This window comes from Pseudomonas sp. FG6 (assembly GCF_057809015.1).
The window spans coordinates 1-16605 of sequence record NZ_JBMDJD010000061.1 but is presented as its reverse complement, the minus strand read 5'-3'; the positions used below and the strand labels follow the sequence as shown (position 1 = coordinate 16605).

Here is a 16605-nt window from a genome sequence, read left to right as displayed (position 1 = left end):
GGTCGTGTTGAGCGTGGCATCGTCCGTATCCAGGAAGAAGTTGAGATCGTTGGTCTGCGCGATACTCAGAAAACTACCTGCACCGGCGTTGAGATGTTCCGCAAGCTGCTGGACGAAGGTCGTGCTGGCGAGAACTGCGGCGTGCTGCTGCGCGGCACCAAGCGTGACGACGTTGAGCGTGGTCAGGTTCTGGTCAAGCCAGGTACCGTCAAGGCTCACACCAAGTTCACCGCAGAAGTCTACGTTCTGAGCAAGGAAGAAGGCGGCCGTCATACTCCGTTCTTCAAGGGCTACCGTCCACAGTTCTACTTCCGTACTACTGACGTGACTGGTAACTGCGAATTGCCAGAAGGCGTTGAAATGGTAATGCCAGGTGACAACATCCAGATGACTGTCACTCTGATCAAGCCAATCGCGATGGAAGACGGTCTGCGTTTCGCTATCCGTGAAGGCGGTCGTACCGTCGGCGCCGGCGTCGTAGCTAAAGTCATCGAGTAAACAGTTGTAATGTCTTTTTCGGGCCGGCATAATGGTCGGCCTGATTTTGTTTTAGGTCAGTAGCTCAATTGGCAGAGCGACGGTCTCCAAAACCGTAGGTTGGGGGTTCGATTCCCTCCTGACCTGCCAGATTCACTCAGTGTGTCTGGCTTTCTTTTCACAGGATCTTCATAGATGACTCCTAAAGCTGAAGCTCAAGGCTCTCGCTTCGATCTGCTCAAGTGGCTAGTGGTAGTCGCTTTGGTGGCTGTTGGCGTTGTTGGCAATCAGTATTTCTCTGCATCGCCGATCCTGTACCGTGTACTCGCATTGCTTGCTATTGCTGCTGTTGCTGCCTTTGTTGGCCTGCAAACAACCAAGGGTAAGTCGTTCTTTGTACTCGCTAAGGAAGCTCGCACCGAGATCCGTAAAGTCGTATGGCCGACTCGCCAAGAAACCACGCAAACCACGTTGATCGTAGTGGTTGTCGTTCTGGTGATGGCGTTGCTGTTGTGGGGGCTTGACTCCCTGCTCGGCTGGCTTGTTTCCTTGATTGTTGGCTAAGGGTGTCCCGTGGCTAAGCGTTGGTACGTTGTGCATGCTTACTCGGGTTACGAGAAGCATGTTATGCGCTCGCTGATAGAGCGTGTAAAGCTGGCTGGCATGGAAGATGGCTTTGGCGAAATTCTGGTCCCCACTGAAGAAGTGGTCGAGATGCGCAATGGCCAGAAGCGCAAAAGCGAACGTAAGTTTTTTCCAGGCTATGTGCTGGTTCAGATGGATATGAACGAAGGGACTTGGCACTTGGTCAAGGATACCCCTCGAGTTATGGGTTTCATCGGCGGTACCGCTGATAAGCCTGCACCTATTACGGACAAAGAGGCAGAAGCGATTCTGCGTCGCGTCGCTGACGGCAGTGATAAGCCGAAGCCGAAGACGTTGTTCGAGCCAGGTGAGATGGTGCGGGTCAATGATGGGCCTTTTGCTGACTTTACTGGCACCGTCGAAGAGGTTAACTACGAAAAGAGCCGGATCCAAGTGGCAGTGCTCATTTTCGGTCGCTCTACTCCGGTAGAGCTCGAGTTCAGCCAGGTCGAAAAGGTCTGATTGAACAGGCATCCCAACCCCGCAGCCCTAGGCTGTGGGGTTTTGTCGTCACTGGGATAAACGCGCAAGTAACCGGGGAGCCTTTCGAGGCGTTCGAACCCGTAATTGGAGTGCCTCATGGCCAAGAAAATTACCGCTTACATCAAGCTGCAAGTGAAGGCCGCTCAGGCTAACCCAAGCCCACCCGTTGGTCCTGCTTTGGGTCAGCACGGCGTGAACATCATGGAATTCTGCAAAGCTTTCAACGCCCGTACTCAGGGTCTTGAGCCAGGTTTGCCGACTCCAGTGATCATCACTGTCTACAGCGACCGTAGCTTCACTTTCGAAACAAAGAGCACCCCTGCTTCGGTTCTGCTGAAGAAGGCTGCAGGTTTGACCAGCGGTTCCGCTCGTCCAAACACCGTTAAGGTTGGCACCGTTACCCGTGCTCAGCTGGAAGAAATCGCGAAAACCAAAAACGCGGATCTGACTGCAGCTGATATGGATGCAGCCGTGCGTACTATCGCCGGTTCTGCTCGTAGCATGGGCCTTAACGTGGAGGGTGTGTAATGGCTAAGCTGACCAAGCGTCAAAAGGCTATCGCCGGCAAAATCGAAGCAGGCAAGGCCTACAACTTTGTAGACGCCGCCGCCCTGCTGGCTGAGCTGTCGACTGTCAAGTTCAGCGAGTCGTTCGACGTTGCTGTAAACCTGGGTGTTGATCCACGTAAATCCGACCAGGTCGTTCGTAGCGCTACCGTGCTGCCACACGGCACTGGCAAAACCGTTCGTGTTGCCGTGTTCACCCAGGGCCCAGCAGCTGAAGCTGCTCTGGCTGCTGGCGCTGATCGCGTTGGCATGGACGATCTGGCTGCTGAAATGAAAGGCGGCGACCTGAACTATGACGTCGTGATCGCATCCCCGGATGCCATGCGCGTTGTAGGTCAGTTGGGTCAGATCCTCGGCCCGCGCGGCCTGATGCCTAACCCTAAAGTCGGCACCGTTACACCAGACGTCGCCACCGCGGTTAAGAACGCCAAGGCTGGTCAGGTTCGTTATCGCACCGACAAAAACGGCATCATCCACACTTCCGTTGGCAAGATCGGCTTCGACGCCGTCAAGCTGAAGGAAAACGTTGAAGCCCTGATCGCTGATCTCAAGCGTATCAAGCCAGCTTCTTCGAAAGGTATCTACGTCAAGCGCGTAACCCTGAGCACCACTATGGGCCCAGGTCTGGTCATCGACCAGAGCTCGCTCGACGCGTAAGACGCAGGTTGGCGCAAGAGATTGCGCCAATCAAAAAATTGGGGTCCCTGCCTGGCGGGGGCTATCCAAGACCGTAGGCGACGAAAGTCTTAAACCACAAGCCTACGCAGATGGTGCTCCCGGTTCCTTACCGAATCAGACACCAAAACGACATTCGGTTTCGACCGGATGAAACGGTAACAAGCAGGAGTTAAACCCGTGGCAATTAAACTCGAAGACAAGAAGGCCATCGTCGCTGAAGTCAACGAGGCTGCCAAAGCTGCTCTGTCCGCTGTCGTGGCTGATGCCCGTGGCGTAACAGTAGGCGCTATGACCGGACTCCGTAAAGAGGCCCGTGAAGCTGGCGTTTACGTACGTGTTGTACGTAACACCCTGCTCAAGCGCGCCGTTGCTGACACTGAATACAGTGTTCTCAACGACGTGTTCAGCGGCCCGACCTTGATCGCATTTTCCACCCAACATCCTGGCGCTGCTGCCCGTTTGTTCAAGGAATTCGCCAAAGGTCAGGACAAGTTCGAGATTAAGGCAGCTGCGTTCGAGGGCAAGTTCCTCGCAGCTAACCAGATCGACGTACTGGCAACTCTGCCGACCCGTGACGAAGCAATTTCTCAGCTGATGAGCGTGATTCAAGGCGCAACCAGCAAATTGGCTCGTACCCTGGCGGCACTGCGCGACCAGAAAGAAGCTGCTGCAGCCTAAGGCTCGACACTTCTTTTCGCGTTTTTTGTTTATTTCGATGGTCGCGTAGGCCGTCCCCCAATTCAGGAATTTAGAGTCATGTCTATCTCTCAAAACGATATCCTCGAAGCCGTTGGCAACATGTCCGTAATGGAAGTTGTTGAGCTGATCAAAGCTTTCGAAGAAAAATTCGGCGTTACCGCTGCTGCTGCTTCGGCTGGTCCAGCTGTTGCCGCTGCTGTTGTTGAAGAGCAAACCGAGTTCAACGTTATCCTGGCCGCTGCTGGCGAGAAGAAAGTTAACGTGATCAAGGCTGTTCGTGAACTGACCGGTCTGGGTCTGAAAGAAGCCAAAGAGAAAGTCGATGGCGCTCCTCAGGTCATCGCTGAAGGCGTTTCGAAAGACGCAGCTGCTGATGCGAAGAAGAAGCTGGAAGAAGCAGGCGCTACCGTCGAAGTTAAGTAATTTCGACCTTGCGTCTCCAGCCCGAGCGTTAAGCGAAAGGCTGATGGCTGGTGGCTTTTGCCACCGGCCTTTTTCCGTTATTGGCAGCCGACTGGGTCGGTGCTGATAACGAGCTGCAACCACCCGATGCGGTGGCGCAAACCAAGGGGTTTGCAGATTTTCTGGCCGCTCCCGTCGGGAGGGCCAAACAAGCAGGTGACCAAGCTGGGGAACGCTGATGGCTTACTCATACACTGAGAAAAAACGTATCCGCAAGGACTTTAGCAAGTTGCCGGACGTCATGGATGTGCCGTATCTCCTGGCCATCCAGCTGGATTCGTATCGTGAATTCTTGCAAGCGGGAGCGACTAAAGATCAGTTCCGCGACGTGGGCCTGCATGCGGCCTTCAAATCCGTTTTCCCGATCATCAGCTACTCCGGCAATGCTGCGCTGGAGTATGTCGGTTATCGCCTGGGCGAACCGGCATTTGATGTCAAAGAATGCGTATTGCGCGGTGTTACTTACGCCGTACCTTTGCGGGTAAAAGTGCGCCTGATCATTTTCGACAAAGAGTCGTCGAACAAAGCGATCAAGGACATCAAAGAGCAAGAAGTCTACATGGGTGAAATCCCCCTGATGACTGAAAACGGTACCTTCGTTATCAACGGTACCGAGCGTGTAATCGTTTCCCAGCTGCACCGTTCTCCGGGCGTGTTCTTCGACCACGACCGTGGCAAGACGCACAGCTCCGGCAAACTGCTTTACTCCGCCCGCATCATTCCTTACCGCGGTTCGTGGCTGGACTTCGAGTTCGACCCGAAAGACTGCGTATTCGTGCGTATCGACCGTCGTCGCAAGCTACCTGCATCGGTACTGCTGCGCGCGCTCGGCTACACCACTGAAGAAGTGCTGGACGCGTTCTACACCACCAACGTCTTCCACGTGCAAGGTGAAAACCTCAGCCTGGAACTGGTGCCTCAGCGTCTGCGCGGTGAAATCGCCGTCCTCGATATCCAGGATGACAAAGGCAAGGTTATTGTCGAGCAAGGTCGTCGTATTACTGCTCGCCACATCAACCAGCTGGAAAAAGCCGGTATCAAAGAGCTGCAGGTACCTATGGACTACGTCCTGGGTCGCACCACAGCCAAGGCCATCGTGCATCCGGCCACCGGCGAGATCATTGCAGAGTGCAATACTGAGCTGACCGTCGAAATCCTGGCGAAAATCGTCAAGGGCCAGGTCGTTCGTATCGAAACCCTGTACACCAACGACATCGACTGCGGTCCGTTCATTTCTGACACGCTGAAGATCGATTCCACCGGCAACCAACTGGAAGCCCTGGTCGAGATCTATCGCATGATGCGTCCTGGCGAGCCGCCAACCAAGGATGCAGCCGAGACCCTGTTCAACAACCTGTTCTTCAGCCCTGAGCGCTATGACCTGTCTGCGGTCGGCCGGATGAAGTTCAACCGTCGTATCGGTCGTACCGAGATCGAAGGTTCGGGCGTACTGAACAAGGACGACATCGTTGCGGTGCTCAAGACCCTGGTCGACATCCGTAACGGCAAAGGCATCGTCGATGACATCGACCACCTGGGTAACCGTCGTGTTCGCTGCGTAGGCGAAATGGCCGAGAACCAGTTCCGTGTTGGCCTGGTGCGTGTAGAGCGCGCGGTCAAGGAACGTCTGTCGATGGCTGAAAGCGAAGGCCTGATGCCGCAAGACCTGATCAACGCCAAGCCTGTAGCGGCGGCGGTGAAGGAGTTCTTCGGTTCGAGCCAGCTGTCCCAGTTCATGGACCAGAACAACCCGCTGTCCGAGATCACCCACAAGCGTCGTGTCTCCGCACTCGGCCCAGGTGGTCTGACCCGTGAGCGCGCAGGCTTCGAGGTTCGTGACGTACACCCGACTCACTACGGCCGTGTATGCCCGATCGAAACGCCTGAAGGTCCGAACATCGGTCTGATCAACTCCCTGGCAGCCTATGCGCGCACCAACCAGTACGGCTTCCTCGAAAGCCCGTATCGCGTGGTGAAAGACGCCCTGGTTACCGACGAGATCGTATTCCTGTCCGCCATCGAAGAAGCTGATCACGTGATCGCTCAGGCTTCGGCCACGATGAACGACAAGAAAGTCCTGATCGACGAGCTGGTAGCTGTTCGTCACCTGAACGAGTTCACCGTCAAGGCGCCGGAAGACGTCACCTTGATGGACGTATCGCCGAAGCAGGTAGTTTCGGTCGCCGCGTCGCTGATCCCGTTCCTCGAGCACGACGACGCCAACCGTGCGTTGATGGGTTCGAACATGCAGCGTCAAGCTGTACCGACCCTGCGTGCCGACAAGCCGCTGGTAGGTACCGGCATGGAGCGTAACGTTGCCCGTGACTCCGGCGTTTGCGTCGTTGCTCGTCGTGGTGGCGTGATCGACTCCGTCGATGCCAGCCGTATCGTAGTCCGTGTTGCCGATGACGAAGTAGAGCCGGGCGAAGCCGGTGTCGACATCTACAACCTGACCAAGTACACCCGCTCCAACCAGAACACCTGCATCAACCAGCGTCCGCTGGTGAGCAAGGGTGATCGGGTTCAGCGCAGCGACATCATGGCCGACGGCCCGTCCACCGACATGGGTGAACTGGCACTGGGTCAGAACATGCGCATCGCGTTCATGGCATGGAACGGCTTCAACTTCGAAGACTCCATCTGCCTGTCCGAGCGTGTGGTCCAGGAAGACCGCTTCACCACGATCCACATCCAGGAACTGACCTGTGTGGCGCGTGATACCAAGCTTGGCCCAGAGGAAATCACCGCGGACATCCCGAACGTGGGTGAGGCTGCGCTGAACAAGCTGGACGAAGCCGGTATCGTTTATGTAGGTGCCGAAGTCGGCGCCGGTGACATCCTGGTCGGTAAGGTCACTCCGAAAGGCGAGACCCAGCTGACTCCGGAAGAAAAACTGCTGCGTGCGATCTTCGGTGAGAAAGCCAGCGACGTTAAGGACACCTCCCTGCGCGTGCCTACCGGCACCAAGGGTACCGTCATCGACGTCCAGGTCTTCACCCGTGACGGCGTTGAGCGTGACGCTCGCGCACTGTCCATCGAGAAGACTCAGCTCGACGAGATCCGCAAGGACCTCAACGAAGAGTTCCGCATCGTTGAAGGCGCCACTTTCGAACGTCTGCGCTCCGCTCTGGTAGGCCACAAGGCTGAAGGCGGCGCTGGCCTGAAGAAAGGTCAGGAAATCACCGACGAAGTCCTCGACGGTCTGGAGCACGGCCAGTGGTTCAAACTGCGCATGGCCGAAGACGCGCTGAACGAGCAACTCGAGAAGGCCCAGGCCTATATCGTTGATCGCCGCCGTCTGCTGGACGACAAGTTCGAAGACAAGAAGCGCAAACTGCAGCAAGGCGATGACCTGGCTCCAGGCGTGCTGAAGATCGTCAAGGTTTACCTGGCAATCCGTCGTCGCATCCAGCCGGGCGACAAGATGGCCGGTCGTCACGGTAACAAGGGTGTGGTCTCCGTGATCATGCCGGTTGAAGACATGCCGCACGATGCCAATGGCACCCCGGTCGACGTCGTCCTCAACCCGTTGGGCGTACCTTCGCGTATGAACGTTGGTCAGATCCTCGAAACTCACCTGGGCCTCGCGGCCAAAGGTCTGGGCGAGAAGATCAACCGTATGGTCGAAGAGCAGCGCAAGGTGGCAGACCTGCGTAAGTTCCTGCACGAGATCTACAACGAGATCGGCGGCCGCAACGAAGAGCTGGACACCTTCTCCGACCAGGAAATCCTGGACCTGGCGAAGAACCTGCGCGGCGGCGTTCCAATGGCCACTCCGGTGTTCGACGGTGCCAAGGAAAGCGAAATCAAGGCCATGCTGAAACTGGCAGACCTGCCAGAAAGCGGCCAGATGCAGCTGTTCGACGGCCGTACCGGCAACAAGTTCGAGCGCCCGGTTACCGTTGGCTACATGTACATGCTGAAGCTGAACCACTTGGTGGACGACAAGATGCACGCTCGTTCTACCGGTTCTTACAGCCTGGTTACCCAGCAGCCGCTGGGTGGTAAGGCGCAGTTCGGTGGTCAGCGTTTCGGGGAGATGGAGGTCTGGGCACTGGAAGCATACGGTGCTGCTTACACTCTGCAAGAAATGCTCACAGTGAAGTCGGACGATGTGAACGGTCGGACCAAGATGTACAAGAACATCGTGGACGGCGATCACCGTATGGAGCCGGGCATGCCCGAGTCTTTCAACGTGTTGATCAAGGAAATTCGTTCCCTCGGCATCGATATCGATCTGGAAACCGAATAACACGTGACGCGAATCGAGAGCGGGGCTGTTCTGCCCGCTCTCTGCTCCGCCAGGAGGAAAGGCCTTGAAAGACCTACTGAATTTGCTGAAAAACCAGGGTCAAGTCGAAGAGTTCGACGCCATCCGTATCGGATTGGCCTCGCCTGAGATGATCCGTTCGTGGTCGTTCGGTGAAGTTAAAAAGCCGGAAACCATCAACTACCGTACGTTCAAACCTGAGCGTGACGGCCTGTTCTGCGCCAAGATCTTTGGCCCGGTCAAGGATTACGAGTGCCTGTGCGGTAAGTACAAGCGCTTGAAGCACCGCGGTGTGATCTGTGAGAAGTGCGGCGTTGAAGTCGCGCTGGCAAAAGTTCGTCGTGAGCGCATGGCGCACATCGAACTGGCCTCGCCGGTTGCCCACATCTGGTTCCTGAAATCGCTGCCGTCCCGTATCGGTTTGCTGATGGACATGACCCTGCGTGATATCGAGCGCGTTCTCTATTTCGAGAGCTATGTCGTTATCGATCCAGGCATGACCACCCTTGAAAAAGGTCAGCTGCTCAACGACGAGCAGTACTTCGAAGCGCTGGAAGAATTCGGTGACGACTTCGACGCCCGCATGGGTGCCGAGGCTGTCCGCGAACTGCTGCACGCGATCGACCTGGAGCACGAGATTGGCCGTCTGCGCGAAGAGATTCCGCAAACCAACTCCGAAACCAAGATCAAGAAGCTGTCCAAGCGTCTGAAGTTGATGGAAGCCTTCCAGGGTTCCGGCAACCTGCCAGAGTGGATGGTGTTGACCGTTCTGCCGGTACTGCCGCCAGACCTGCGTCCGCTGGTTCCGCTCGATGGCGGTCGTTTCGCGACTTCCGACCTCAACGATCTGTATCGTCGAGTGATCAACCGTAACAACCGCTTGAAGCGCCTGCTCGATCTGTCCGCTCCGGACATCATCGTGCGTAACGAAAAGCGTATGTTGCAAGAAGCGGTCGACGCATTGCTCGACAACGGTCGTCGTGGTCGCGCTATCACCGGTTCCAACAAGCGTCCTCTGAAATCCCTGGCTGACATGATCAAGGGTAAGCAGGGTCGTTTCCGTCAGAACTTGCTCGGTAAGCGCGTTGACTACTCCGGTCGTTCGGTAATTACCGTAGGCCCGACCCTGCGTCTGCACCAGTGCGGTCTGCCTAAGAAGATGGCTCTGGAACTGTTCAAGCCGTTCATTTTCGGCAAGCTGGAAATGCGTGGTCTGGCGACCACCATCAAAGCAGCCAAGAAGATGGTCGAGCGCGAACTGCCAGAGGTCTGGGACGTTCTCGCTGAAGTGATTCGCGAACACCCAGTGCTGCTCAACCGTGCACCGACCCTTCACCGTCTGGGTATCCAGGCGTTTGAACCGGTCCTGATCGAAGGTAAGGCTATCCAGCTGCACCCGCTGGTCTGTGCGGCGTACAACGCCGACTTCGACGGTGACCAAATGGCCGTGCACGTGCCGCTGACGCTGGAAGCCCAGTTGGAAGCGCGTGCGTTGATGATGTCGACCAACAACATCCTGTCGCCAGCCAACGGTGAGCCAATCATCGTTCCGTCGCAGGACGTTGTATTGGGTCTGTACTACATGACCCGTGAAGCGATCAACGCCAAGGGCGAAGGTCGTGTGTTCGCGGATCTGCAGGAAGTTGACCGTGTGTTCCGTGCCGGCGAAGCCGCACTGCACGCCAAGGTCAAGGTGCGGATCAACGAAACCGTGAACGATCGTGATGGCAACAGCGTGACCAACACCCGTATCGTCGACACCACTGTCGGCCGTGCGCTGTTGTTCCAGGTTGTTCCAAAAGGCCTGTCCTTCGACGTCGTCAACCTGCCGATGAAGAAAAAGGCGATCTCCAAGCTGATCAACCAGTGCTACCGCGTGGTTGGTCTGAAAGAGACCGTGATCTTCGCTGACCAGTTGATGTACACCGGTTTTGCCTATTCGACCATTTCCGGCGTTTCCATCGGTGTTAACGACTTCGTTATCCCGGATGAAAAAGCCCGCATCATCGGTACTGCTACCGAAGAAGTGAAAGAGATCGAAAGTCAGTACGCCTCCGGCCTGGTAACCCAGGGCGAGAAGTACAACAAGGTCATCGACCTCTGGTCCAAGGCGAACGATGAAGTTTCCAAGGCGATGATGGCCAACCTCTCGAAAGAGAAGGTTATCGATCGCCACGGCGAGGAAGTCGATCAGGAGTCCTTCAACTCGATGTACATGATGGCCGACTCGGGCGCACGGGGTTCTGCTGCGCAGATCCGTCAGCTCGCCGGTATGCGTGGCCTGATGGCCAAGCCGGACGGCTCCATCATCGAGACCCCGATCACCGCGAACTTCCGTGAAGGTTTGAGCGTACTCCAGTACTTCATCTCCACTCACGGTGCTCGTAAGGGTCTTGCGGATACCGCGTTGAAAACCGCGAACTCCGGTTACCTGACTCGTCGTCTGGTAGACGTTGCCCAGGATCTGGTCGTGACCGAGATCGACTGCGGCACCGAGCATGGCCTGGTCATGACGCCGCACATCGAAGGCGGCGACGTTGTCGAGCCGTTGGGTGAGCGCGTATTGGGTCGTGTCATTGCCCGTGACGTGTTCAAGCCGGGTACCGAGGACGTGATCGTTCCTGCTGGCACCCTGGTTGACGAGAAGTGGGTCGAGTTCATCGAACTCAACAGCATCGACGAAGTGATTGTGCGTTCGCCGATCAGCTGCGAAACCCGTTACGGCATCTGCGCCAAGTGCTACGGTCGTGACCTGGCTCGTGGTCACCAGGTGAACATCGGTGAGTCGGTCGGCGTTATCGCTGCCCAGTCCATCGGTGAGCCGGGTACCCAGCTGACAATGCGTACGTTCCACATCGGTGGTGCGGCAAGCCGGACCTCCGCGGCCGACAGCGTCCAGGTGAAGAATGGCGGTACCGTCCGCCTGCACAACCTCAAGCACGTAGAGCGTGTTGATGGTCACCTGGTGGCTGTGTCCCGTTCGGGCGAGCTGGCAATCGCTGACGACTTCGGTCGCGAGCGCGAGCGCTACAAGCTGCCTTACGGTGCGGTCATTTCGGTCAAGGAAGGTGACAAGGTCGACGCTGGCGCTATCGTGGCCAAGTGGGATCCGCACACTCACCCGATCGTTACCGAAATGAAAGGTACCGTGACCTACGTGGGCATGGAAGAAGGCATCACGATCAAGCGTCAGACTGACGAATTGACCGGTATGACCAACATTGAAGTACTCGATCCGAAAGATCGTCCAGCTGCCGGCAAGGACATCCGTCCAGCCGTGAAGATGGTCGATGCCAACGGCAAGGACTTGTTGCTGCCAGGCACTGACGTTATCGCTCAGTACTTCCTGCCAGCCAACGCCCTGGTCGGTGTGGCGGACGGTGCGCAGATTGCGATCGGTGATGTTATCGCTCGTATTCCGCAAGAAACTTCGAAGACCCGTGACATCACCGGTGGTCTGCCGCGTGTTGCCGACTTGTTCGAAGCTCGTCGTCCAAAAGAAGCGTCGATTCTGGCTGAAGTCAGCGGCACCATCGCGTTCGGTAAAGAGACCAAGGGCAAGCGCCGTCTGGTCATCACCCCGAACGACGGTAGCGATCCGTACGAAGAGCTGATTCCGAAGTGGCGTCACCTGAACGTCTTCGAAGGCGAACAGGTAAACCGCGGCGAAGTTATCTCCGACGGCCCGAGCGATCCACACGACATCCTGCGTCTGCTGGGTGTGAGTGCGCTGGCCAAGTACATCGTGAACGAGATCCAGGACGTTTACCGTCTGCAAGGCGTGAAGATCAACGACAAGCACATCGAGACGATCCTGCGTCAGATGCTGCGTAAGGTCGAGATCTCCGAGTCCGGTGATTCCAGTTTCATCAAGGGCGACCAGATGGAGCTGACTCACGTGCTGGTAGAGAACGAGAGGCTGGCTGCGGAAGACAAGTTCGTCGCCAAGTTCACCCGTGTTCTGCTGGGTATCACCAAGGCGTCGTTGTCCACCGAATCGTTCATCTCGGCGGCTTCCTTCCAGGAAACCACTCGCGTACTGACCGAAGCGGCGGTAACCGGCAAGCGCGATTACCTGCGCGGCCTGAAAGAAAACGTGGTTGTGGGTCGTCTGATCCCGGCCGGTACCGGTTTGGCCTATCACAGCGAGCGCAAGCGTCGCCGTGATGCAGACAAGCCGTTGCGCGTGAGCGCCAGTGAAGTGGAAGCTGCACTGACCGAAGCGCTGAACTCGAGCGGTAACTGAGTTCTGCGGTAATTGAGTGCCGGGCCCTGGTCGCCCCGTTCGGCGGATTGAGACAAATTGTCGATATCCGGCGGGCGGGGAGGTCGGGGCCTTGCCTTGACTGGGGGCAAGATCCTCTTTAGACTCTTGATCCCCTAAATTTGGCGGGAATTCGTTCCTGCCATTTTGCTTTTCTTGCAAGACAATAGCGTCGCAAGACAACAGTGGAGCTAGTAGATGGCAACTATCAACCAGCTGGTACGTCAGCCGCGTAAGCGTATCGTCGAGAAATCCGACGTGCCTGCGCTGCAGAACTGCCCGCAACGTCGTGGCGTATGCACCCGTGTGTATACCACTACGCCGAAAAAACCTAACTCGGCATTGCGTAAAGTATGCCGTGTGCGTCTGACCAACGGTTTCGAGGTTTCCTCGTACATCGGTGGTGAAGGCCACAACCTGCAAGAGCACAGCGTGGTACTGATCCGCGGCGGTCGTGTAAAAGACTTGCCAGGTGTTCGTTACCACACCGTTCGCGGCTCCCTGGATACCTCCGGCGTCAAAGGTCGTAACCAAGGTCGTTCGAAGTACGGTACCAAGCGTCCGAAGTAATCGGCCGTTTTGCAGTTTTTAATTTTATTGAGTCGATAAGAGTAAGGTCGGGCACGCATTCGCTGTCCCGGGCTAACCTGAAGACCGTTTGAGGGCTTATCAATGCCAAGACGTCGCGTAGCAGCCAAACGTGAGATTCTGGACGATCCGAAATACGGAAGCCAGATTCTCGCCAAGTTCATGAACCACGTAATGGAAAGCGGCAAGAAAGCCGTTGCCGAGCGTATCGTTTATGGCGCGCTGGAAAAAGTTAAAGAGCGTAAGAACTCCGATCCCCTGGAACTCTTCGAAAAAGCACTCGACGCCATCGCTCCGCTGGTCGAAGTGAAGTCGCGCCGTGTAGGCGGTGCTACTTACCAGGTTCCGGTCGAAGTTCGTCCGTCCCGTCGTAACGCTCTGGCCATGCGCTGGCTTGTAGACTTCGCCCGCAAGCGCGGCGAGAAGTCCATGGCTCTGCGTTTGGCTGGCGAACTGTTGGACGCTGCCGAAGGTAAAGGTGCTGCAGTTAAGAAGCGTGAAGACGTGCACCGTATGGCTGAAGCCAACAAGGCTTTCTCGCACTACCGCTTCTAATTTTAGCGTCACTCAATTTGCGAGGGCTTTATGGCTCGTACTACACCGATTAACCGCTACCGTAACATCGGTATCGTCGCTCACGTGGATGCTGGTAAAACCACCACCACCGAGCGCGTCCTTTTTTACACCGGCAAAAGTCACAAAATGGGCGAGGTGCATGACGGCGCCGCGACCACAGACTGGATGGTGCAGGAGCAGGAGCGTGGTATTACCATTACTTCTGCTGCCATCACTGCCTTCTGGAAAGGTTCCGAGAAGCAGTACCCGCACGAGCATCGCTTCAACGTCATCGATACCCCGGGCCACGTAGACTTCACTATTGAAGTTGAGCGTTCCCTGCGTGTACTCGACGGCGCGGTCGTTGTGTTCTGTGGTACTTCGGGTGTTGAGCCTCAGTCGGAAACCGTATGGCGTCAGGCCAACAAATACGGCGTTCCACGTCTTGTTTATGTGAACAAGATGGACCGTGCTGGTGCCAACTTCCTGCGCGTGATCGGTCAGATCAAGCAGCGTCTGGGTCACACTCCGGTGCCTATCCAGCTCGCTATCGGTTCGGAAGACAACTTCCAGGGCCAGATCGACCTGATCAACATGCAAGCGGTCTACTGGAACGATGCTGACAAGGGCATGGTCCCTGTCCGCAAGGAAATTCCAGCTGAGCTGTTGGAAGAAGCCGAGCAATGGCGCGGCAACATGGTTGAGGCTGCGGCCGAAGCCAGCGAAGAGCTGATGAACAAATACCTCGAGGGTGAAGAGCTCACCAACGAGGAAATCAAGGCCGCTCTGCGTCAGCGTACTATCGCTGGTGAGATCGTTCTTGCTGTTTGCGGTTCTTCCTTCAAGAACAAGGGTGTTCCCCTGGTTCTCGACGCCGTTATCGACTTCTTGCCTGCTCCAACCGACATTCCTGCTATCAAGGGTTCCAACCCGGATAACGAGGAAGAGGAAATGGAGCGTCACGCAAGTGACGACGAGCCGTTCGCGGCTTTGGCGTTCAAGATCGCTACCGACCCATTCGTGGGTACCTTGACCTTCGTTCGAGTTTACTCGGGCGTGTTGGCCTCCGGCGACGGCGTGATCAACTCGGTAAAAGGCAAGAAAGAGCGCGTGGGTCGTATGGTGCAAATGCACGCAAACGCCCGTGAAGAGATCAAGGAAGTGCGCGCTGGCGACATCGCGGCCTTGATCGGCATGAAGGACGTCACCACTGGTGAAACCTTGTGCAACGCCGACAAGCCAATCATCCTGGTTCGCATGGACTTCCCGGAGCCGGTTATTTCGGTTGCCGTTGAGCCAAAAACCAAGGATGACCAGGAAAAAATGGGTATCGCTCTGGGCAAACTCGCTCAGGAAGACCCGTCTTTCCGCGTCAAGACTGATGAAGAGACTGGTCAAACGATCATCTCCGGCATGGGCGAGCTGCACCTGGACATCCTGGTTGACCGGATGCGCCGTGAGTTCAACGTCGAAGCCAACATCGGTAAGCCTCAGGTTTCCTATCGTGAGCGCATCACGAAGAACTGTGAAATCGAAGGTAAGTTCGTTCGCCAATCCGGCGGTCGTGGTCAGTTCGGCCATTGCTGGATCCGTTTTGCTCCTGCTGACGAAGGTCAGGAAGGTCTGCAATTCGTGAACGAAGTCGTGGGTGGTGTGGTTCCTAAGGAATACATCCCGGCGATCCAGAAGGGTATCGAAGAGCAGATGAAGAACGGCGTTGTTGCCGGCTATCCGCTGATCGGCCTGAAGGCGACCGTGTTCGACGGTTCTTACCACGACGTCGACTCCAACGAGATGGCGTTTAAGGTGGCTGCTTCCATGGCGACCAAGCAACTGGCCCAGAAGGGCGGTGGTGAGTTGCTCGAGCCGATCATGGCAGTAGAAGTCGTTACGCCTGAAGACTACATGGGTGATGTCATGGGCGACCTTAACCGTCGTCGTGGCATGATTCTGGGTATGGAAGACACGGTTTCCGGCAAGGTTATTCGCGCCGAGGTTCCGTTGGGTGAAATGTTCGGTTACGCAACCGACGTTCGTTCCATGTCTCAGGGTCGCGCAAGCTACTCTATGGAATTCAAAAAATACAACACAGCTCCGTCGCATATCGTCGAGACTGTTACCAAAAAGCAAGGCTGATTCAGCCCCTTTAAGCTAGGAGTTAATTGTCGTGGCTAAAGAAAAATTTGAACGGAACAAACCGCACGTCAACGTTGGCACCATCGGCCACGTTGACCACGGTAAAACCACTCTGACCGCTGCTCTGACCCGTGTCTGCTCCGAAGTTTTCGGTTCGGCCAAGGTTGACTTCGACAAGATCGACAGCGCCCCAGAAGAAAAAGCTCGCGGTATCACCATCAACACCGCTCACGTTGAATACGATTCGGCCGTGCGTCACTACGCACACGTTGACTGCCCAGGTCACGCCGACTACGTAAAAAACATGATCACCGGTGCTGCCCAGATGGACGGCGCGATCCTGGTTTGCTCGGCCGCTGATGGTCCGATGCCACAAACCCGTGAGCACATCCTGCTGTCCCGTCAGGTAGGCGTTCCGTACATCGTTGTCTTCCTGAACAAGGCTGACATGGTTGACGACGCTGAGCTGCTGGAACTGGTTGAGATGGAAGTGCGCGACCTGCTGAGCACTTACGACTTCCCAGGTGATGACACTCCAATCATCATCGGTTCGGCTCTGATGGCTCTGAACGGCCAAGACGACAACGAAATGGGCACCACTGCTGTTAAGAAGCTGGTGGAAACTCTGGACAGCTACATCCCAGAGCCAGAGCGTGCTATCGACAAGCCGTTCCTGATGCCAATCGAAGACGTATTCTCGATCTCGGGTCGCGGTACTGTTGTGACGGGTCGTGTTGAGCGTGGCATCGTCCGTATCCAGGAAGAAGTTGAGATCGTTGGTC

Annotated in this window: 14 protein-coding genes and 1 tRNA gene; all 15 read left to right on the top strand. The window is 56.3% G+C overall.

What is annotated here, in order from left to right; all coding sequences use genetic code 11:
* A partial coding sequence (locus ACODSJ_RS24080; protein ID WP_489104120.1) for an EF-Tu C-terminal domain-related protein occupies positions 1–498 on the top strand: 498 nt, incomplete at its 5' end.
* Between the two features lie 53 nt (positions 499–551).
* Positions 552–627, top strand: a tRNA-Trp gene (locus tag ACODSJ_RS24075).
* A 45-nt stretch (positions 628–672) separates the two neighbouring features.
* Entirely contained in the window at positions 673–1041 is a 369-nt protein-coding gene (secE, locus tag ACODSJ_RS24070; RefSeq protein ID WP_489104119.1) for a preprotein translocase subunit SecE, read from the top strand.
* 9 nt (positions 1042–1050) lie between these two features.
* Positions 1051–1584: a transcription termination/antitermination protein NusG gene (gene nusG / locus ACODSJ_RS24065; protein ID WP_260957962.1), complete on the top strand. Its 534-nt coding sequence runs from the start codon at positions 1051–1053 to the stop codon at positions 1582–1584.
* Between the two features lie 117 nt (positions 1585–1701).
* Positions 1702–2133, top strand: coding sequence for a 50S ribosomal protein L11 (rplK, locus tag ACODSJ_RS24060; protein ID WP_003176435.1), 432 nt, complete (start codon positions 1702–1704; stop codon positions 2131–2133).
* Positions 2133–2828, top strand: coding sequence for a 50S ribosomal protein L1 (gene rplA / locus ACODSJ_RS24055; RefSeq protein WP_003186095.1), 696 nt, complete (start codon positions 2133–2135; stop codon positions 2826–2828). Before rplK ends, rplA begins: the two co-directional genes overlap by 1 nt.
* Before the next feature lie 198 nt (positions 2829–3026).
* Positions 3027–3527: a 50S ribosomal protein L10 gene (gene rplJ, locus ACODSJ_RS24050; RefSeq protein WP_260957970.1), complete on the top strand. Its 501-nt coding sequence runs from the start codon at positions 3027–3029 to the stop codon at positions 3525–3527.
* Positions 3528–3605: 78 nt separating this feature from the next.
* Positions 3606–3971 carry a 50S ribosomal protein L7/L12 gene (gene rplL, locus ACODSJ_RS24045; protein ID WP_489104118.1) on the top strand — a complete coding sequence of 122 codons (366 nt, stop codon included), beginning with the start codon at positions 3606–3608 and terminating at the stop codon, positions 3969–3971.
* 50 nt (positions 3972–4021) lie between these two features.
* Positions 4022–4189, top strand: coding sequence for a hypothetical protein (locus ACODSJ_RS24040; RefSeq protein ID WP_489104117.1), 168 nt, complete (start codon positions 4022–4024; stop codon positions 4187–4189).
* Positions 4189–8262, top strand: coding sequence for a DNA-directed RNA polymerase subunit beta (gene rpoB / locus ACODSJ_RS24035; protein WP_489104116.1), 4074 nt, complete (start codon positions 4189–4191; stop codon positions 8260–8262). Before ACODSJ_RS24040 ends, rpoB begins: the two co-directional genes overlap by 1 nt.
* A gap of 64 nt (positions 8263–8326) precedes the next feature.
* Positions 8327–12526 (top strand): DNA-directed RNA polymerase subunit beta', encoded by a 4200-nt coding sequence (gene rpoC, locus ACODSJ_RS24030; protein ID WP_489104115.1) that lies wholly within the window; start codon positions 8327–8329, stop codon positions 12524–12526.
* Positions 12527–12742: 216 nt separating this feature from the next.
* Positions 12743–13114: a 30S ribosomal protein S12 gene (rpsL, locus tag ACODSJ_RS24025; RefSeq protein WP_003186084.1), complete on the top strand. Its 372-nt coding sequence runs from the start codon at positions 12743–12745 to the stop codon at positions 13112–13114.
* 102 nt (positions 13115–13216) lie between these two features.
* Positions 13217–13687, top strand: coding sequence for a 30S ribosomal protein S7 (rpsG, locus tag ACODSJ_RS24020; protein WP_024776462.1), 471 nt, complete (start codon positions 13217–13219; stop codon positions 13685–13687).
* 30 nt (positions 13688–13717) lie between these two features.
* Positions 13718–15823, top strand: coding sequence for an elongation factor G (gene fusA / locus ACODSJ_RS24015; protein ID WP_489104114.1), 2106 nt, complete (start codon positions 13718–13720; stop codon positions 15821–15823).
* A gap of 31 nt (positions 15824–15854) precedes the next feature.
* Positions 15855–16605 (top strand): elongation factor Tu (locus tag ACODSJ_RS24010; RefSeq protein ID WP_139197988.1); only part of this gene is annotated, 751 nt, incomplete at its 3' end.